Source organism: Allomuricauda sp. MMSF_3307, from assembly GCF_030733585.1.
Lineage (GTDB): Bacteria > Bacteroidota > Bacteroidia > Flavobacteriales > Flavobacteriaceae > Flagellimonas.
In genome coordinates this window covers 266,694-286,654 of the sequence record NZ_JASHIQ010000003.1, presented here as the reverse complement: position 1 = coordinate 286,654, position 19,961 = coordinate 266,694, and the positions used below count along the sequence as shown (strand labels likewise).

Genomic DNA, 19,961 nt, shown 5'->3' with positions numbered 1-19,961 from the left:
CTAGTTTAGGCTTGGGATACACCCACTGCTATTAACTAGGCCTATTGCCAAAAACTTTGAAAATTATGGAACCGAAAAAAAATCCGCACCTTGATGTTAAGCGAAACAGCATGCTCTACTTTTTTATGGGGATGACATTTGTACTTTTAATGGCCTATTTGGCATTGAACTGGAAAACCTATTACTCGGATGACACCTGGGACGTGGGGGCCGTAAAAGTGAATGAAGACTTGATCGAGGAAACCCCTTTCTTGAAGTTGAAACTTCCCGACCCTCCACAGCCCAAAATCCAAAGTCCCCCAAAAATTGAAATTGCAGAGGATGATGAAAAAGTGGAAGAGACGGTTATTGAGGCGACCGACGTAGACCAAGACACGGAAATTTCTGATGTGGAATCCATTGAAGTAGCGGAGGATGATATTCCAGATGAGATTCCCTTTATCCTAATTGAAAATGCCCCTATTTTTCCGGGCTGCGAAAACGAAAGCACCGAAAAGGAGAAAAGGGAATGCTTTCAGGAACAAATGCTCAAGCACATTCGCAAGAACTTCCGATATCCTGAAGTCGCACAAGAAATGGGACTGGAGGGGCGTGTAAATGTCATCTTTACGGTACAGAAGGATGGAAGTATTGGTGACATTAGACTTCGAGGTCCACATGAGAGCTTGGAAAAGGAAGCGGCACGCATCATCTCCAAACTTCCGAAGCTACAGCCCGGAAAACAAAGAGGCACACCAGTAAAGGTGCACTACTCCATTCCCATCACCTTCAAATTAAACTAAAACATTTGGCGTTCAGCCATCAGGAGAAACTACGTAAACTAAAAAAACCACGCCAATGGCGTGGTTTTTCCAGCTTTGCGGTAAAGCGCGAGCTAATCCTTTGCCTCGGCACTCTTATACGCTTCAATTTTTTTATCCAATGCTTCTTTGGTATCGGCAGTAAACTCCTTGGTTTCTTCCACCATCTCTCCATCTACATTGGAACTTGAGGTAACCACTGCTTTATAACCTCCGTCAGCGGTATTGCTTACCTCGACACGGATTTGCTTTTCTACCATCTTGGATTCTTTCATTCCTTCCTCGGTGATAGTGATGGTAGTTCCATCCTCTTTCAACATGCTAACCTCATCAGCAGGTGACATGCTCACCAAACTAGGTGCGATTACCAAAGCAACTACCGACATCAATTTAAGCAAAATGTTCAAGGAAGGACCAGAAGTATCTTTGAAAGGGTCACCAACAGTATCCCCTACTACAGCGGCCTTATGGGCATCACTACCTTTACGTCCTTCACTTTCAATGGTTTTTTTAGCGTTGTCCCACGCACCACCAGCATTGGACTGGAAGATAGCCATCAAAACCCCTGCTGTAGTTACACCAGCCAGCAATCCACCAAGCATCTCAGCGCCTCCAATAAATCCTACCGCAACGGGAACAGCTATGGCCAATAAACCAGGTAATACCATTTCCCTAATGGAAGCTTGTGTAGAAATCTCAACACATTTTTCATATTCTGCTTTTCCATCCGCTGCTTCAAAAATCGCTCTGTCTTCCTTGCTCGCCTTGGAAAGGTCGGTATCGTACTTACGCATGATTTCCAAAGCTGCTTTCAACTCAGGAATGTCCTTAAATTGTCGGCGTACTTCCTCGATCATGGACATTGCTGCCCTACCCACCGCGTTCATGGAAAGTGCCGAGAATACAAACGGTAGCATTCCACCAATCAACAATCCAGCCATAATATCTGGTCTGGACACGTCGATTGACTGTACCCCTGCCGTTTTCATGAAAGCTGCAAAAAGTGCCAATGCGGTCAATGCGGCAGATGCAATCGCAAAACCTTTACCGATTGCTGCGGTAGTATTTCCAACGGCATCCAATTTATCGGTTCTATCACGAACCTCTCCAGGAAGTTCGGCCATTTCGGCAATACCTCCTGCGTTATCTGAAATGGGTCCGTAAGCATCAACAGCCAACTGGATTCCAGTATTCGCCAACATTCCGACCGCTGCGATGGCAATACCATACAATCCAGCGAAGTAGTGTGATACCAAGATAGCGGCTGCAATCAATATAATAGGTATGGCGGTGGACATCATTCCCACACCAAGTCCAGCAATAATATTTGTAGCTGAGCCAGTTTCGGATTGACGTACAATAGAGTTAACTGGTTTGGTTCCAGTTCCTGTGTAATATTCGGTTACTTTTCCTACCAACAATCCGGCCACAAGACCTGCGATAGTCGCCCAGAAAACGCCCATGGAAGTGAACTCTTTTCCACCTTCAACCCATGTTTCTGGTAGCATAGCATTGATTATAAAATAGGAAGCGACCAACATAAGGCCTGCGGAACCAAATTCACCGATATTCAGTGCAGTCTGCGGATTTCCGCCATCCTTCACCCGAACAAAGAAAGTTCCGATAATGGACATGATGATTCCCACTGCCGCCAAAGCCAAAGGCAAATACACGGCACCAAGACCGTCAAAAGCAGCCTGAAATTCGGGCAATCCTGCAAACACAGCTCCCAAAACCATGGTTCCGATAATAGAACCTACATAGGATTCAAAAAGGTCGGCACCCATACCGGCCACATCACCTACGTTGTCGCCCACGTTATCTGCAATGGTGGCAGGGTTCAACGGGTGATCTTCCGGGATTCCTGCTTCCACTTTTCCAACCAAATCAGCCCCCACATCGGCAGCTTTGGTGTAAATACCTCCACCTACACGCGCAAAAAGGGCTATGGATGAAGCTCCAAGGGAGAAACCAGAAAGTACATTCAGCACTTCGCCAATCTCCCAGCCTTGTCCGCTATAGATCATAAAAAGCCCGCTCAAGCCCAACACGCCAAGTCCCACAACGCCAAGTCCCATTACGGCACCTCCCGCAAAGGCCACTTCGAGGGCTTTGCCCAATGAAGTCCTAGCAGCATTGGTAGTCCTTACGTTGGCCTTGGTAGCTACCTTCATCCCGATGAATCCGGCCAAGGCGGAGCAAATGGCTCCTACGATAAAGGAAATGGCCACCATTCCATTGGAACCAGTTTCATTACTTCCCTTAAAGAATAATAGAACGGCCACACAGACCACGAAGATGCTGAGTATTTTATATTCGGCCTTTAAGAATGACATTGCTCCGTCAGCAATGTTCTTGGCAATCCTTGCCATTTTTTCGTCCCCGACCTCTTGTTTGGAAATCCATACGTTCTTGATGAATACATACAGAAGGGCCAAGACACCAAATACGGGCAAAAATTTTACGATTAAATCCATAGGTTAGATCATTTAGAATTTTTTAATGCTCGCTAATGTAGTAAAATACGAAGTAATAAAAAAAATGCGCCTTTGATTATTAAAAGCGCATTTTTTTAAAGTTATATTTAGGCAATCTATATGGTGTAGGCCCGTCTTTTTTTGTGGTCGCTTTCTTCGTAGCGCTTTACACATTCATGGTAGATTTGAACGGCTTCGTTAACGTCTCCCCATCCACCGGTATCTACTTTCTTCTCTTCCAAATCCTTGTACACTTGGAAAAAGTGTTCGATCTCTTTCAATCGGTGTGGGTTAAGTTCGCTGATATCGTCCCTTTTGCTCCAGATAGGATCGGAAACGGGAACGCAAATAATTTTTTCGTCGGGACCTTTCTCATCGGTCATGTGGAAAACGCCAACGGGTTTTACTTCCACTACAACCATGGGATAGGTAGGTTCGGTACAAAGTACCAAAACGTCAAGGGGGTCGCCATCCAAGGCCAAGGTTTCCGGAATAAACCCGTAGTCCCCGGGGTACATCATTGAGGAGAATAGGGTCCTGTCAAACCTAATTTTGTTGAGGGTAAAATCGTATTCGTACTTGTTTCTGCTTCCTTTGGGTATTTCTACCAGTACATCGAAGGTAACACGTGGTTTCTTTGCCATGTCAATAATTAATTTGTGGTGCAAAAATAACCACTACAACTGGAATAGACCCCATAAATCATGGGTTTCCTGTTGATTAAAAGCTAAATCCGAAAGATCCCGTGATCCCGAAAGCCCTTGCATCTGGATTATCGAGATAATTCCCCCTAAAATTGAAGTCGATACGAAGTATTTTGAAGATGTTCCCTACCCCGAAGGAGTACTCCCAGTAAATCTGGTCGTCCGGTGCGATCAATGGAATATTGGTGGGTGCGCTCAAAGCAATATTCGCTTCCGACAATTGGCCCCAAGCCCCTCTTAGCCCCACAATTTCCCTTAGATTGAGTTTGCGCAGCAAAGGAATCCTTGAGAACAGCCTTCCATTAAAATTGTGCTCCAAGTGCACAGTGGCATAGGTATCCGTCACAAATTCATAAAAATCGAGGTTGGGGAATGTATTATACAAGGAAAACAGGGTTTGGTTACCGGGTACCACACTCAAAAGGGATAAAGGCACCTCACCAAAGGTTTTGCCCAGCTCCACGCTGCTCGTCAGCCTACCCAGTCCTCCGAGTTGCCAAGGTTGCTGATACGAAAACTGTACTTTTTCGTAGTCAAAATCGCTTTCCAGAAAACCATCCACACCTTTGGTGTATTTGAGCACAAGGGTACTATAATTGTCGTTGATGTCCGATCGCTCCACGCCATAGCCAATGGTACGCTTTCCCGGAGTATAGATCAAGGTCGTATTCAGGTCGAACTGTCTTACCTCCGAAGAAATTCCGGTTGGAGAATCCGGGTCAATGTAATCCAGACTGAATGCTTCCGGCAGTGCAGAACTAAGGGTTCGGAACGATCCCCCGACATTGATCCTAAAATTTTTTACGGGTTCCATCTCTACATTGAGGGTGGAAAGGTTGATGTTGGTCAAACGGTCGTTGGCACCCACTGTAACCAATGAGGACGAGGCAATGCTGCGACCCAATACATCATTGGTACTGGTCAAGCTAAGGCCCAATTGTTCAATATCCCTGCGATTGCCCCCTGAAACAATCAAACGATTTTTACGGTCCAACAGAAACTTGCCCGAAAATCCGTGTTTGAACTTTCTATCATTGAAGCCGTAGGCCATATAACCTTCCAAACGCCAGAGATCATTCTGACCAAAATAGGTACGGGCTCCTGCACGCAAACGGATACCTTCGGCATCGTTGTAACCAAAGGTGCTGTAAATGTCACCAATATCGAGGTTCCATTTATCGATTTCGACATAGCCCGACCCCAAAATGCTCACAATGTCGTAATAGGTGCGGAACTTGGGTACGGTCTTAAGGGTGTCCAACAGCTTAAATATCCCCGATTCATCGTCGTTGAGACTTTCCAAGCGCGCATTTTGCCAAAAAATACTGTCCTGCGAGAATACCCTCGGGTCATAGGGGTCGGCAACTGCCTTATAAAAGGCTTCGGGACGGGGATTATTAAAAGTATAATTGTCAAAAACAGTGGTACGCTTTCCGTACACCCCTCGGGACTCTTCCTTTTTGGAAAAGCTAAAATCGCTCAGCATATAATCCCGCTTCAGCAAAAAGACGGAGTCGCTCACCACCTCAAAATCCTGTTCAATATAAATCTCCTTCACCCAGTTAATGTTGGCACTTTTGGTGACCTGCATATTGATTTTTTTGATGGCAAAGGTGGTATCGTTCACCCAAAAGTCCCCTTTAAAGGTGAGCTCGTTCTTTCTCCTGGGGTAATAGATGATGTTGTAGCACCATTTATTATCGATGAAGGTACTATCCGAAAGGACATAATTGTAGACATCAATTCCCGTTTTGGACAAGGGACTCGTAAAACTCTTGTCGAAAAATTTAAGGTAGTTGTCATAGATGTTATAATCGGAATAGAGGTCTTCCACAAAAGCGGTAATGGCCTGATTGCCGCTAAAACCCGAATTTTTGTTCCCCAGTACATCTTCCTTCTCTCGTTCCATGAGATTGTCACCGTATACTTTGGAAAAGGTTTCATTCAAAAAGATGGGCAAATAGGTCTTTCCCGTGATTCGAGAGGTATCCAAATCCTCGAACATAAACTCCAGTCCCTTGAACAATTTGCTCTTAATCAGTGCACTATCGATAGTATTGAGGTCGAACTCTATTTTTTCGTACTTATCATATTGGTATTGGTTGAACTTACGCACCCCATTCTCTCGTTTTTTCGCCCAAATTTTCCGCAAAATATCGATGGCAGGGTTGTTCTTTTTGGACTGTTTACCGGTATAGATCACTACTTCCTGAAGCTGTTCTGCAGATTCCACCAGTATGATTTCCATTCCGTAGTTTATCTTCTGCTCCAAAACCACTTCTTTGGTTTCATACCCTATAAAAGATACTTTGATGGTATCGTAGGTCTCATCAGACTCCAAATAAAAGCGTCCATTGTCGTTGGTGATGGTACCTTCGGAAGAGTTCACAAAAATAATGTTGGCAAACGCAATGGGTTCACCGGTCTCATCCGTAACCACACCCTCGATTTTGGTCTGTGCGCTAAGGCAGGTAATAAATAGTAGAAAAAAAGCGGAAAGGATTCTTTTCATAGACAAGAATAAGGGACATGATGGTAAGCGACATAGGTTTGTCTCATCCAACTTTAGGTCAAATTTGGTTCAAACTAATTTGTAATCAAAACAATATTCCCTAAAAAAAAGCCCCGTCAACAAAGTTGACAGGGCTAATATACCGTACAAATATGATTCTAAAGCTTATATAACACTTTCTTAACAGCCTTGATAACGTCTTCATGGTTGGGCAACCACTCGGCCAAAAGTACCGGGGAATAAGGCGCAGGTGTATCTGCGGTGTTCAATTTAACGATTGGAGCATCCAAATAATCGAAAGCCTTGTCCTGAACATGGTAGATGATTTCGGTGGCCACGTTGCCAAAAGGCCAAGCCTCTTCCAAAATGACCATTCTATTGGTTTTCTTAACGGAAGCAAGTATGGTTTCATGATCCATCGGACGGACCGTGCGCAAATCGATGATCTCGCAACTGATGCCCTCCTTCTCCAATTCTTCGGCAGCTTTGTAGGCCTCTTTGATTATTTTTCCAAAGGATACGATAGTCACATCGGTTCCTTCCCTTTTGATGTCCGCAACTCCCAATGGAATGGTGTACTCGCCTTCGGGCACTTCACCTTTGTCACCATACATCTGTTCCGATTCCATGAAAATCACGGGATCGTCATCGCGGATAGCGGATTTCAACAATCCCTTGGCATCGGCTGGGTTCGAAGGAACCACCACCTTTAGGCCAGGGGTGTTGGCAAACCAACTCTCAAATGCCTGGGAGTGGGTTGCGGCCAACTGTCCCGCAGAAGCCGTAGGGCCCCTAAAAACGATTGGACAATTGAACTGCCCGCCCGACATCTGACGGATCTTGGCAGCATTGTTTATAATTTGATCAATCCCCACCAAGGAGAAATTGAAGGTCATAAATTCGATGATCGGTCTGTTTCCGTTCATGGCAGAGCCTACGCCGATACCGGCAAAACCAAGCTCCGAAATTGGGGTATCGATAACGCGCTCTGGTCCGAACTCATCCAGCATCCCTTTGGAAGCCTTGTAAGCACCGTTGTACTCGGCTACCTCCTCGCCCATCAAATAAATGGTATCATCCCTTCGCATTTCTTCGGACATAGCCTCCGCTATCGCCTCCCTAAACTGTAATGTTTTCATTGAATCGTACTAAATAGTTATAGTCTGCTTAAAAACGCAAGCAAAAATAGGAAAAACTAGCCGAAACTTACCGGGACAAAATCCAAAAAAAGAACAAAATTTATTATGCATGCATAATAAATTTCGGATTTTATAATTATATTTGGGGACCAAAACCTAAAGTATATATGAAGATCTTAGTTTGCATAAGCAACGTACCGGATACCACTTCCAAAATCAACTTTACGGAAGGCGATACCAAGTTTGACACAAACGGGGTTCAATTTGTGATTAATCCCAATGATGAATTTGGCCTTACCCGCGCTATGTGGTTCAAGGAAAAACAAGGTGCGGCCGTTCATGTGGTCACTGTGGGCGGTCCCCAGACCGAACCAACCATAAGAAAGGCGCTGGCCATTGGGGCCGATGAGGCCATTCGTGTGAATGCCGAACCTACCGACGGCTTTTTTGTGGCACAACAACTGGCCGAAGTCGCCAAAAAAGGGGAGTACGATCTGATCATCGCCGGAAGGGAATCCATCGACTATAACGGTGGCATGGTTCCCGGCATTTTGGCCACTTTATTGGACATGAACTTTGTAAATACGTGCATCAGCCTAGAGATTGATGGCAATACAGCTACCGCAGTTCGCGAGATTGATGGTGGAAAAGAAAAGATTAGCACTACACTTCCATTGGTCATTGGGGGCCAAAAAGGATTGGTTGAAGAAAGTGACCTCCGCATTCCCAACATGAGAGGTATTATGATGGCGCGCAAAAAAGCGTTGAACGTAGTTGAACCCGTTGATGCTGCACAACCCACGCAAGACCAAAAATTTGAAAAACCCGCAGCAAAGGGGCCCGTTAAGCTGGTCGATGCAGGAAACGTTGGCGAATTGGTAGAACTATTGCACAACGAAGCGAAAGTGATTTAAAATCAAAACTCAAATTCAAACCACCAAATACCAACATTTGGAATTTGGGATTTGAAAAATTGAAATTTCAGAAAATATGTCAGTACTAGTATATACAGAATCCCTAAAGGGAAAATTCAAGAAAAATGCCTTTGAAGTGGCCTCCTATGCGTACAAAGTGGCCCAAGATATGGGCACCACCGTTACTGCGGTGACCTTCAATGCGGATGATGATGCCTCTTTGGGAACCTATGGGGTTTCCAAGGTGTTAAAGGTTTCGGATGACTCTTTGACCACCTTTAATGCCAAAGCTTATGCCGAGGTGTTGGCAGAGGCCGCCAAAGCCGCCGATGCAAAGGTAATTGTGCTGAGTTCCAGTGCGGACAGCAAGTTTTTGGCACCTATCCTAACGGCTAAATTGTCCGGTGGCTATGTGCCCAATGTGGTTGCTGCGCCCGAGAGCACTTCTCCTTTTGTAGTGAAGCGGACCGCCTTCAGTAACAAAGGATTTGCCATGACAGAAATATCATCCGATGTAAAGATTATCGGGGTTTCCAGCAATGCCTTTGGTGTAATGGAAAACAGCACATCCGCTTCCGTAGAGGATTTTGCTCCCTCTTTGGACGACAATGCCTTTACGGTCAAATCGGTGGAAGTGGACCGCGTAGTCGGAAAAGCGACCATTGCCGATGCCGACATTGTGGTTTCTGGTGGACGTGGACTCAAAGGCCCTGAAAACTGGAACATGGTGGAAGAATTGGCCGACGTTTTGGGAGCGGCAACTGCCTGCTCCAAACCTGTTTCCGATATGGGATGGCGCCCGCACAGCGAGCACGTAGGACAAACCGGAAAGCCGGTTGCCAGTAACTTATACATTGCCATAGGAATCTCCGGGGCCATACAGCATTTGGCAGGAATCAACGCTTCCAAGGTTAAAGTGGTCATCAATAACGACCCAGAAGCACCTTTCTTTAAGGCGGCCGACTACGGAATTGTTGGGGATGCCTTTGAGGTAGTACCGGAACTCATCGAAAAATTAAAAGAATTTAAAGCCCAAAACGCTTAAATTTTGTTAATTTGCCCATTGCAAGGGGCTGTTCGGATAACTGGCTAAGCCGCTTATTTGAACAGCCCTCTTGCTTTAGGAGGAGATATATGAGTTTAGTACGATTAAAAATAAAGGGAATATCCTACAGCCAAACGCAAAATGGCGCGTATGCCCTTATTTTAAATGAAGAGGAGGGCGACCGTAAACTTCCCATTGTCATAGGTGCTTTTGAGGCCCAATCCATTGCCATAGCATTGGAAAAGGAAATCAAACCGCCCAGACCCTTAACGCACGATCTTTTCAAAAACTTTGCGGACCGGTTCAAGATTGTGGTCAAACAAGTCATTATCCACAAACTGGTGGACGGGGTGTTCTATTCCAGCATTATCTGTGAGCGTGACAATGATGAGGAAATCATCGATGCGCGCACCAGCGATGCCATTGCCCTAGCCCTACGCTTCAATGCTCCGATTTTTACCTACAAAACCATTTTGGACAAAGCAGGCATCTTCCTTAAATTCTCTTCCAAAGAAAAAGAAGAGGACGAGGACGACAGCATCATGGTGGACGAGATCCTTCAAGAAGGTGAGGCCGTTGAGTTAGAATCAGGCGCAGATACCCATGGATACCGCGAAATGTCCCTACAAGAACTACATGCCGAATTGGACAAGGCCGTTGCAAGCGAAGACTACGAAAAAGCCGCCAAGTTAAGGGATGAAATTTCCAAGCGTAAATAAACAATCACCCTACATGGCGAAGAAGACCCAAAGTTTACTGTTACTGTTATTCCTATGTTCGGTCGCTTTTGGCCAAAATACACTGCCCGCAGATTCACTTAACCTTGCCATCGGTACTACTATCACCCAGGATATTCCCGTTGAGGAAACCTCCCAGATTGTTCCCAACCAAGGTTTTACCCTAAACACACTTTTGCGTGGCGCCTTGGGGATGACGGTGCTTATTTTGATATCCTTTTTGTTCAGCTCCAATCGAAAAGCGATCAAATGGAAGACTGTTGGAATAGGTCTCTCATTACAAGTCTTGATTGCCATCGGGGTACTCAAGGTCCCTTTTGTACAATACATCTTTGATCAAGTCGGAAACCTCTTTGTAAATATTTTGGAGTTTACCCGGGCGGGTAGTCAATTCCTCTTTGAAGGATTGGTGGTCGATATGGATACTTTTGGATACATATTTGCCTTTCAGGTACTACCTACCATCATATTTTTCTCTGCCTTGACCTCCGTTCTTTACTATTTGGGCGTCATCCAAGTGGTGGTAAAATGGATGGCCTGGCTGCTTTCCAAAAGTTTGGGCATATCGGGAGCTGAAAGTCTTTCGGTAGCCGGGAATATCTTTTTGGGCCAGACGGAGGCCCCACTGCTCATCAAGGCCTATCTGGAAAAAATGAACAAGTCCGAAATCCTGTTGGTGATGATAGGTGGTATGGCCACTGTCGCAGGAGCCGTTTTGGCCGCTTATATTGGATTTTTGGGCGGGGACGACCCAGAGTTGCGCCTTGTCTTTGCCAAGCACCTGTTGGCCGCATCCGTAATGGCTGCTCCCGGGGCCATTGTAATTTCAAAAATATTATATCCCCAGACCGAAGAAGTCAATACCGATGTAGAGGTTTCTTCAGAAAAAATTGGGGACAACATCTTGGATGCCATTGCCAACGGAACTACCGAAGGGTTAAAACTCGCCCTGAATGTTGGGGCCATGCTTTTGGTGTTCGTAGCGTTCATTGCCATGATCAATGGTATTTTGGGGTGGATCGGTGATTTTACCACTTTCAACAGCTGGATTGCGGCCAATTCGCCTTACACAGAGTTTTCCTTGGAGTCCATTCTAGGAACGGTTTTCGCTCCACTCATGTGGCTCATTGGCGTAGCCAACGAGGATATAATGCTGATGGGACAGCTGCTCGGGATAAAATTGGCAGCAAGTGAGTTTGTGGGATACATTCAGTTGGCAGACCTTAAAAATGTTTCCAGCGGGGTACACTTTACTTACAACAAATCCGTCATCATGGCCACTTACATGCTCTGTGGTTTTGCCAACTTTGCCTCCATCGGTATTCAAATTGGCGGTATTGGTTCCTTAGCGCCCGGCCAGCGAAAAGTACTGTCCTCCTTTGGGATGAAAGCTGTTTTGGGCGGCTCCTTGGCATCCCTATTATCGGCCACCATTGCTGGGATGATTTTGGGGTAGTTTGGTACAAGGGCAAAGGGTAAAGGGTAAATGGTCTTTTTTAAAAATCAGAACATAAAATTCAACCTCGGAATTTTAAAACTATCAAATTATGAGAAATTTTCGAGAGTTGACCGTCTGGAAAGATGGCCGAATTTTAGTGAAAGAAGTTTACAAACTCACCCATTTATTACCTGATTCCGAAAGATTTGGATTGATTCCTCAGGTTCAAAGAGGTGCCATATCCATTCCAGCGAATATTGCCGAAGGTTGTGGAAAAGATTCAGAGTAGGATTTTATCCGGTTCCTTCAAATTAGCCTTGGGTCCGCCTACTAATTGAAAACACACTTTATTCTATGTGAAGACTTGGAATTTCTTTCTCCCGAAATAGTGCAAAGAATTATTGGAGAAATTCAAATATTACAAAGGAAAATCGTAGCGCTCATCAAACATATCAAATCAAACCATTGACCCTTCACCCTTATTCCTTCTGCCCAGTTAATAAACTCTTTATAAGTCTTGCCCATTTCTGTTTCAAGAATCTGCCTATTGGATTAATTTCGAGGGATTGATTTTTTGTCACATCAGAGCTATTGCCCTGAGCGAAATCGAAGGGATGTCGAGATGATTTAAGTTTAATCGGAAAAGATTTCTCGATACCATTTTCCGCTCGCGGAAAACCACTCGAAATGACATTGTAACGGAACAAACAGCATGAAACAGTACCACGACCTTCTGAAACACGTATTGGAGCACGGCAACCAAAAAGGGGACCGCACCGGAACAGGGACCTTAAGTGTTTTTGGCTATCAAATGCGGTTCGACCTTGCCGAGGGCTTCCCCATGGTAACCACCAAAAAACTGCACCTAAAATCCATTATCCATGAATTGTTGTGGTTTTTAAAAGGCGATACCAACATTGCCTATTTACAGGAAAATGGGGTGCGCATCTGGAATGAGTGGGCCGATGATAACGGTGATTTAGGGCCCGTGTACGGACACCAATGGCGCAATTGGAACAGTGAGGAAATCGATCAGATCAAAGAAGTAATCGACACCTTAAAAAACAATCCGAACAGCAGAAGAATGTTGGTTTCGGCCTGGAACCCCAGTGTGTTGCCCGACACTTCGGTGTCTTTTGCAGAAAATGTGGCCAACGGAAAGGCCGCGCTCCCGCCCTGCCATGCTTTTTTCCAATTTTATGTGGCCGATGGCAAGCTTTCCTGCCAGTTGTACCAGCGCAGTGCGGACATCTTTTTGGGTGTTCCGTTCAATATTGCCTCCTATGCCCTATTTACCTTAATGATGGCCCAAGTATGCGGCTACCAACCTGGAGAGTTTATCCACACCTTTGGTGATGCCCATATCTACAACAACCACATGGAGCAGGTGGAACTGCAATTGAGCCGTGACCCACGACCCTTGCCCACTATGAAATTGAACCCTGAGGTGAAGGATATTTTTGATTTTACCTTTGATGATTTTGAGCTCTTGGACTATGACCCGCATCCGCATATTAAGGGGGTGGTTGCGGTGTAGTCAGAAAATTGTTTTCCGTTTAAGATTATTATGAAAGCAGCGCCTCATAAATGTTATTCATTAAAATGGTCATGAATCTATTCAAAACTAAAAATGAACGTATTAAGGATATTTTAATTGACTTTGTATATGACCATTGCTACAATGAAATAGTACAACGGATGGAGGGTGATGGCAGCTCAATCACATATGATGACCCATCCGTTCTTAAAGAGCCGAGAACAGCGCGCTTTGTCGAGCAATTAACAAATTCAAAACAATTCAGAGCCTATTATACCACAAGAGGCACTGAGTTCTGTCAAATAATATCTAATAAACAGGAGTTGGCATTTGGACTATCTAAACGACTCCAAAATTCAGGATTTAAGATTGGCAACAAGCTAGATAAACAAGTTCAAAAAGCTCGAAAGGAGCTTATTATGAAGAGCTATTTTGTAGAGGGGCCTATCAAATCAAAAATCAAACTAACTGAAAAAGGATTAAGACATTATCTTGATGGGAAGTCATTTGAAGACCAATACTTAAATCGTAGAAACTCTAATATTGCAATAGTAGTTAGCATATTTTCAATTTTGATTGCGATAGCATCTTTATTTATAAAAAGGATTGATTAAAATATGCCTAAGCTAGCATGAATCTCCTGGCTCGTACCAATCACAACTCTTTAACACCATAATTATCCCCCGCAAAGCGGCTGCCACATTTTGGATTTCCCTTCTCAAAAAGACCCCTTCTTCCAAATAAAAAAGCATATCAATTCCCAACTCCAATTCTTTGGCCAGGTCTGAAGGAGATGTGTAAGAATCTTTAAACAAGTCCAAAAATTTTCTCTCGCTTTCAGTCATGGTTCAAATGTAATCAACCCAAACAGATAAAGTGTCATAACCAATTATGACCCCTTATGATACGTTCATGTTGAACTTGCATGCCTGTCGGCAAAGCAGGTTTCTGCATCTCATCAAATAGTGAAAAAAGGTTTATGAGACCCTGAAACAAGTTCAGGGTGACGCCACAACGATTACAGTGGATACGAAAACCATAGTAATTCGGTGAAAGTCGTATCTTTAATCGAAACGTTGCTAATGGATAGAAAATCTTCCCAATCGGAATTGAAACAGGAGAAACCAGAAGATTTTTGGAACCTATTACCAGCAGATCTGCAACAGGAGATAAAAAATGGTTTAGCGGAACTCGACCAAGGTAAAAGGATTTCATACGAATCGTTCGTAAAGAAAATTTCTAGACAAAAGTATTTATCCTAATTTTCAAAACCATAAAACGCCAACCTCATGAAACCCACCATCATCACCCTATTCGCCGCCCTATTATTCGCCAGTTGCGGCGAGCAGCCGAAAAAAGAAAAAACCGAAACACAGGAAATTACCGTGGAAACTAAAGAAGAAACTGCAGCACCCCAATTAAGGCATGTGGTATTGTTTAAATTCAATGAGACTTCGTCGGCTGAAGAGATAGCAAAGGTAGAAGCTGCCTTCGATGCATTGCCGTCCAAGATACCAGAAATCAAGGCTTACGAAAAAGGGCTCAATAACAGCCCAGAAAACCTGAACAAGGAACTTACCCATTGCTTTTTGCTGACCTTTGAAAGTGAAAAGGACCGCGATACCTACCTTACCCATCCAGACCATGTGGCTTTTACCGAAATTGCCGGCCCACACATTGCCGATGTGCTGGTCGTGGATTACTGGGCGAAGTGATTTTCCTAAGGCATTATGCCAAAATCACTTGACTGCGGCCAAAGGCAGGTTTCAGCATATTGCCAGATTAAACGAAGATTCATGGGACCCTGAAACAAGTTCTGGGTGATGAAGAGAGTTTTTGAAAAAAAGAACCGCCACTGGTTTTGGGGCGAACCAATGGCGGAAACTGTGTTTTTAGACTTCTAGAACGGCGTTCTCGGCTCCGGCATAATCGTTCCACTGGAAACGATCGGCCTCACCATCGTTCTCATAAGCACCGTCGATCAAATATCTGAACTCGTAGCTGTTCTCAACGGGCAGTTCGAACGTTCCTTTAAAGGTGCCGTTCTTTAATTTCTTCAAAGTGCTCTTTTTAGGGTTCCATTTGTTGAAATCCCCGACTACTGCAACTGTTTTTGCCTCATCTGCAGGAACGGTAAATGTTACTTTGCAAACAGGCTTACTTTTTAGGTATTGTTTCTTAATTGCCATGGTACCAAAAATTTTAATTCCGGTACAAAGCAATGCATAAAACCATTTATTTACAATTAGTTACAATCGATTTATCAATTTGATAAAATCCAGCTAACCCGATGATTACTTTTATCAAATTGTCTATTGGTTTTTTGCCGATTACGAGGTTGATGTCCAACGTTTTAAAAGTGTTGCCACAACATCTATTTCCTCCACGGTATTGTAAAAATGAAAGCTTAGCCGGATGCCATCGCCCCGAAGTGAGGCAACCACATTTTCATTGGTCAATTTTTGAAACAGCCGCTCATCGCCCTTGACACTAAAAATGGTGCTATGTTGCTTGCGTTTGACCACAGCGGGCTCTAAAAGGTCAAGCTCCGAAAAGGCCTCCATGGCCCTTTGGGACAACTTTTGTAATTGAGCCTGCACATTTTCCTGCCCAATCTCGTTCAAAAAGGTAACGGCGAATTCCAAACTTCCGAAATTCAGGGAATCCAAATGGCCGGGCTCCATGTATTTGCAGAAGGTGATACTGTTTCTCTTGGAGGCATCGTTGTCCACAGAACCGTTCCCAATACCGCGCAATTCAAACTGATCCATCACCGCCTCCTTCACCAAATAGAATCCATTGCCATAGCCGGCCAACATCCATTTGTAGGCACTCGCACCCAGAATATCGATTCCGGAATCCTCAAAATCGAAGGGTTCCATGCCACAGAATTGGGTGCCATCGGCAATGATGATCAAATTGGGAAACTCCTTTTTCAGGTTTTTTAAAAATTCAAGGTCTATTCGTACCCCATTAACCCATTGCACCAAACTGAGCGCCAAAACGTCGAAATTACCGCTCTTCACCTTGGTGTGGATATTTTCTTCCATATGTTCATCGGCATCCACATAATCCCGCTCAAAATTCCGCGTCTCAAAGGGCCAGTTCACACTTGGGTAATCTTTATTGACCAAAAGGACCTTTTTATCCTTCGGCAAGCCTTCGAGCAGTAGATTGAACCCTAAACTAAAGTTGGGAACCAAGGCCACGTTCTCGGGTTTGGAATTAAAAAATCTACCTACAGTCTTTTTAATTTCTGGCATGTGTGCAAACCCCTTGACCTTCATTTCGCTGCCGCCGATCAGAAAATCGAGGTCGTGCCCCTGTCGCCATTCCATCAGGTCTTCGCTCAAAAGACCTGCCGAGGCGGTATTGGCATAAACGCATTGGTTGAGCACGGGGAATTTTTTTCTAAGGTTCTGCATGTCGGGAATTTTGTCTGTAATTCGGTTATCTTTGTTCATAAAGATAGCCATTCCATGTTGTCATTTGGTAAAAAGAAGAAATCGGAAATAGATTTGGAGCAGCACGAGCTTTTGGAGCATGCGCACCAACGCATCAAACAAAAGAAAAGGCTGTTTTCCCATTTTGTCATCTTTTTGATTGGTAGCATTTTCCTGATTCTGGCCAACAAGGTCTTCAAGTACGGAGAGTCCTATGATTGGTCCATTTGGATCGTGCTTTTCTGGGCGTTCCTGTTTGCCCTGCACGCCTTTAATGTGTTTGTGACCAGCAAGTTTATGGGACAACAATGGGAGCGCGAGCAACGCGAGCGCTTGGTCGACCTTCAGAAAAAACGCATCGGTGAGATCCAAAAGGAAATAGAAACGGACTTTCCGCTTTCCAAAATCAATAAAAAAAAAGATCAGTGAGGAGATTGGTCATTATTGCGGCCGCGGCCGAAAACAATGCCTTGGGCAAGGACAACGAGCTGGTCTGGCATTTACCGGACGATTTCAAACGATTTAAAACGATTACCTCGGGGCATAAAATTATTATGGGCAGAAAAACCCTGGAGAGTTTCCCAAAGCCACTGCCCAACCGTACGCACATTGCCATTACCCGTGATGAGGACTATCAACCCAAATTTCCATGCACCATAGTACATTCCTTGGCGGATGCCATTGCTTTGGTGAACGATAATGAAACTGCTTTTATTATTGGTGGAGGGGAAATCTATAAACAATCCATGGACCGCGCTACAGATATTGAACTGACAAGGGTGCACGGATCGTTTGAAGCGGATGCATTTTTCCCCGAAATCGATACGGACCAATGGGAACTGGTGAAAGAGGAACATCATCCAAAGGATGATAGGCACCAATACAGTTTTACGTACCTCACCTACAAAAGGAAATAAACGTCAAGATTCCTTTTTTTGGGGAAGACTGTTTGATTGGATTAGAAATCGAGATAGGAGACCTTTGCTGATGGCGTATTTACCAATGTTTTAAGGACTTCAATATCGGCATTGCTGTAAAAGATATGCTCTGGGTCCTGGTTTGCATTGGAAAGCAGTTGGTGTTGCTCCAAAACGGCTCTGGTCTGCCGCGCCACCGCTTCTCCGGAATCGATGATATTGATGTGTTCTGGCAGTATCTCCTTCAACACCGGTATCAAATAGGGATAGTGGGTGCACCCCAACACCAAACAATCGATATCTTGATCGAGCATGGGCCGTAGAAACTCGAGGAGGAGGGTTCTCATTTCCTGTGATTCGATTTTACCGGCCTCAATGAGTTCCACCAACCCTTTTCCTTCCTGCTCCAATACGGTAATTCCTTCGGCAAAAAGTTTGGAAGTGTTATGGAACAGACTACTGGAAAGGGTGCCCTTGGTGGCCAACACTCCTACTTTTTTGGTTTTGGTTTGTAATGCAGCCGGTTTAATGGCTGGTTCAATTCCGATAAAAGGGACGTTGTAATGGGAGCGTAAGTAATCAATAGCGTTGGTGGTGGCGGTATTGCAGGCCACCACAATGATCTTACAGTTTCTTTTGAGCAAGTACTCGGTATTTTTGATACTGAGCCTTACAATCTCTTCCTTCGACTTTTCGCCATAAGGGGCATTGGCACTATCGGCCAAATAAATGGTGCTCTCGTGGGGCAACATTTTGGCGACCTCCTTCCAAATGGAGGTACCTCCCACCCCAGAATCAAAAATGCCTATTGGATTTTCCATGCCTAAAAATAGGTGCTTCACTTTTTACGGCATAAAAAAACCGCTTTTAAAAAGCGGTTTTTATTTTCTGTTCTTTCTCAATTAGAAACCAAGTTCCTGCTTTACTGCTGGCAAAAGGTCTTTTCCTTTGGAAACTAGAAGTCCCAATCCTGGGCTGGCATCGATTACGTAGTCGTAACCTTGCGCGGCAGCTACTTTTTCAATGGCCGCTTTTGCCTTTTCAGAGATGGGAGCGAAGAGTTCCTGCTGCTTTTTTTGCATTTCCTGCATGGCAGCTTGCTCTGCTTCCTGAATGTTTTGCTCAAAACCTTGAAGCTCTACGGCTCTTTGCTCGTTTTCTTCCCTTGTTTTGGAAGTAGCTTCGTTTTGGTATTGGGTATACTTGTTTTGAAGCTCGGTCATGGAGCTTTGGATGTCTGCTCTGTAGGTTTCCTGTAATTTCTTCAATTCGGCTTGTGCAGCCTTCATCTCCGGCATTTCAGACAATAGTTGCTGTACATTAATGTGTGCAACCTTGCTCTGTGCATTTACAAAACCCGTAGCCGCTACAAACAATACGAGGGCTACCGCAATTCTTTTTACATTTTTCATGATTCTCAACGTTACTTTTTTGACTTTAAATTTAGTGTTTCAATATAAACTATCCTATTGAATCCTTTTGTTGTTCCTGCGCTTTTTTTCGTTCTTCCAATTTTTCCTTCCTCTTGGCCTCACGCTCTTCCAAAAGTTTTCTTCTTCGTTCTTCGTATGCTTTTTTACGCTCTTCGCGCTCTTTCAGCTTTTGGGCCCTTGTTGCCTCCGCAGCTTTCTCCCGTTCTTCGAGGGCTTCGGCAGCTTGTTCTTGGCGTTCCCTAAGGGCGTCGCTTATCTCGTCTTCCTCTTCTTGGAACTGCTCCAATCGATTTTGCTGCTCTTGTTTTTTATTGGAGGCACTTATTTTTCTGGTGCGTCCTATCTCCCTTAAAACCAAGTCACTGATATCGTGCCTTTTTTCGGAGTACAACATTACAACATCTGCGGATTTATCAAAAATAAAATCGTATCTTTTATTGGCTCCGATTTTTTGTACTTCATTGAACACTTGGTCCTGTATGGGCTGTATCAAAAGCTGCTTTTGCAGCACCAAATCGCCTTGCGGCCCAAATCGGTCTTGTTGATAATCGAGCATTTCCTTTTCCAATAACTGGATTTCCTCTTCTCGCTCCAAAATTAGCTCGTCCGTCAACAGCACCTTTTCGGCCATCAAATCTTTCTTCATCTGCTCAACAACACTTTGCTTGAGCTCTATTTCCTGCTTCCACTTTTGTGCCTTGGCATTCAATTGTTCGGTAGCGTCCCTGTACTCTTCCACATTTTCGAGGATATATTCCATATCCACATATCCGATACGGACACCACGCTGGGCAAACCCGTAAAGGGAAGTCATTAGAACTACTGCTGATAAAAGAACTTTGGTATTCATCTTTGATTCCGCGTT

General features: G+C 44.4%; 21 protein-coding genes. 11 read left to right on the top strand and 10 right to left on the bottom strand.

Translation table 11 applies throughout. The features are described 5' to 3' along the window. Positions 1-65: 65 nt before the first annotated feature. Positions 66-782, top strand: a complete 717-nt coding sequence (locus RBB12_RS09615; protein WP_306013626.1) for an energy transducer TonB — start codon at positions 66-68, stop codon at positions 780-782. 92 nt (positions 783-874) lie between these two features. Here RBB12_RS09615 and RBB12_RS09610 read toward each other — a convergent pair whose 3' ends face one another. The 4 genes from RBB12_RS09610 to RBB12_RS09595 all read right to left on the bottom strand — a co-directional run bounded on the left by RBB12_RS09610 (position 875) and on the right by RBB12_RS09595 (position 7,632). Continuing rightward, a complete protein-coding gene (locus RBB12_RS09610) occupies positions 875-3,277 on the bottom strand; it encodes a sodium-translocating pyrophosphatase (protein ID WP_306013627.1) in 2,403 nt (800 codons plus the stop codon). A 116-nt stretch (positions 3,278-3,393) separates the two neighbouring features. Further along, the gene (locus tag RBB12_RS09605) at positions 3,394-3,921 is read right to left on the bottom strand and encodes an inorganic diphosphatase (RefSeq protein ID WP_179385269.1); all 528 of its coding nucleotides are present in this window, start codon (positions 3,919-3,921) and stop codon (positions 3,394-3,396) included. Between the two features lie 76 nt (positions 3,922-3,997). Then, entirely contained in the window at positions 3,998-6,493 is a 2,496-nt protein-coding gene (locus RBB12_RS09600) for a DUF5686 family protein (RefSeq protein ID WP_306013628.1), read from the bottom strand. 158 nt (positions 6,494-6,651) lie between these two features. Continuing rightward, positions 6,652-7,632: a pyruvate dehydrogenase complex E1 component subunit beta gene (locus RBB12_RS09595; protein WP_293286809.1), complete on the bottom strand. Its 981-nt coding sequence runs from the start codon at positions 7,630-7,632 to the stop codon at positions 6,652-6,654. 167 nt (positions 7,633-7,799) lie between these two features. On the opposite strand from RBB12_RS09595, the gene RBB12_RS09590 reads away from it, so the two are divergent. The 7 genes from RBB12_RS09590 to RBB12_RS09560 all read left to right on the top strand — a co-directional run bounded on the left by RBB12_RS09590 (position 7,800) and on the right by RBB12_RS09560 (position 13,917). Beyond that, a complete protein-coding gene (locus RBB12_RS09590) occupies positions 7,800-8,546 on the top strand; it encodes an electron transfer flavoprotein subunit beta/FixA family protein (protein ID WP_306013629.1) in 747 nt (248 codons plus the stop codon). A gap of 76 nt (positions 8,547-8,622) precedes the next feature. Further along, complete coding sequence (locus RBB12_RS09585) at positions 8,623-9,591, top strand: electron transfer flavoprotein subunit alpha/FixB family protein (protein WP_306013630.1); 969 nt, start codon at positions 8,623-8,625, stop codon at positions 9,589-9,591. Between the two features lie 89 nt (positions 9,592-9,680). Then, positions 9,681-10,310, top strand: coding sequence for a bifunctional nuclease family protein (locus RBB12_RS09580; protein ID WP_306013631.1), 630 nt, complete (start codon positions 9,681-9,683; stop codon positions 10,308-10,310). A 13-nt stretch (positions 10,311-10,323) separates the two neighbouring features. Further along, complete coding sequence (locus tag RBB12_RS09575; protein WP_306013632.1) at positions 10,324-11,784, top strand: NupC/NupG family nucleoside CNT transporter; 1,461 nt, start codon at positions 10,324-10,326, stop codon at positions 11,782-11,784. Positions 11,785-11,875: 91 nt separating this feature from the next. Next, positions 11,876-12,055, top strand: coding sequence for a four helix bundle protein (locus RBB12_RS09570; protein ID WP_306013633.1), 180 nt, complete (start codon positions 11,876-11,878; stop codon positions 12,053-12,055). A gap of 423 nt (positions 12,056-12,478) precedes the next feature. Next, positions 12,479-13,303 (top strand): thymidylate synthase, encoded by an 825-nt coding sequence (locus RBB12_RS09565; protein WP_306013634.1) that lies wholly within the window; start codon positions 12,479-12,481, stop codon positions 13,301-13,303. A gap of 71 nt (positions 13,304-13,374) precedes the next feature. Next, the gene (locus tag RBB12_RS09560) at positions 13,375-13,917 is read left to right on the top strand and encodes a hypothetical protein (protein ID WP_306013635.1); all 543 of its coding nucleotides are present in this window, start codon (positions 13,375-13,377) and stop codon (positions 13,915-13,917) included. A gap of 12 nt (positions 13,918-13,929) precedes the next feature. Here the strand turns inward: RBB12_RS09560 and RBB12_RS09555 are convergent, their stop codons facing one another. Further along, complete coding sequence (locus RBB12_RS09555; protein WP_306013636.1) at positions 13,930-14,148, bottom strand: hypothetical protein; 219 nt, start codon at positions 14,146-14,148, stop codon at positions 13,930-13,932. A gap of 444 nt (positions 14,149-14,592) precedes the next feature. Here RBB12_RS09555 and RBB12_RS09550 point away from each other — a divergent pair, with 444 nt between their 5' ends. Continuing rightward, positions 14,593-15,018 (top strand): Dabb family protein, encoded by a 426-nt coding sequence (locus tag RBB12_RS09550; RefSeq protein ID WP_306013638.1) that lies wholly within the window; start codon positions 14,593-14,595, stop codon positions 15,016-15,018. Between the two features lie 177 nt (positions 15,019-15,195). Here the strand turns inward: RBB12_RS09550 and RBB12_RS09545 are convergent, their stop codons facing one another. After that, entirely contained in the window at positions 15,196-15,492 is a 297-nt protein-coding gene (locus RBB12_RS09545; protein ID WP_127141205.1) for an isoamylase early set domain-containing protein, read from the bottom strand. A gap of 141 nt (positions 15,493-15,633) precedes the next feature. Next, positions 15,634-16,728 carry an aminotransferase class V-fold PLP-dependent enzyme gene (locus RBB12_RS09540; protein WP_306013639.1) on the bottom strand — a complete coding sequence of 365 codons (1,095 nt, stop codon included), beginning with the start codon at positions 16,726-16,728 and terminating at the stop codon, positions 15,634-15,636. 54 nt (positions 16,729-16,782) lie between these two features. On the opposite strand from RBB12_RS09540, the gene RBB12_RS09535 reads away from it, so the two are divergent. Then, entirely contained in the window at positions 16,783-17,175 is a 393-nt protein-coding gene (locus tag RBB12_RS09535; RefSeq protein WP_179385281.1) for a 2TM domain-containing protein, read from the top strand. Then, a complete protein-coding gene (locus tag RBB12_RS09530; protein ID WP_293283293.1) occupies positions 17,172-17,663 on the top strand; it encodes a dihydrofolate reductase in 492 nt (163 codons plus the stop codon). Before RBB12_RS09535 ends, RBB12_RS09530 begins: the two co-directional genes overlap by 4 nt. 41 nt (positions 17,664-17,704) lie before the next feature. Here RBB12_RS09530 and murI read toward each other — a convergent pair whose 3' ends face one another. From murI to RBB12_RS09515, 3 genes are all read right to left on the bottom strand, one after another. After that, on the bottom strand, positions 17,705-18,484 hold the full coding sequence (murI, locus tag RBB12_RS09525; protein WP_306013640.1) for a glutamate racemase: 780 nt from the start codon (positions 18,482-18,484) through the stop codon (positions 17,705-17,707). A gap of 81 nt (positions 18,485-18,565) precedes the next feature. Then, positions 18,566-19,075, bottom strand: coding sequence for an OmpH family outer membrane protein (locus tag RBB12_RS09520; RefSeq protein ID WP_127141210.1), 510 nt, complete (start codon positions 19,073-19,075; stop codon positions 18,566-18,568). A gap of 49 nt (positions 19,076-19,124) precedes the next feature. Then, positions 19,125-19,946, bottom strand: coding sequence for an OmpH family outer membrane protein (locus RBB12_RS09515; RefSeq protein ID WP_306013641.1), 822 nt, complete (start codon positions 19,944-19,946; stop codon positions 19,125-19,127). Positions 19,947-19,961: the final 15 nt, after the last annotated feature.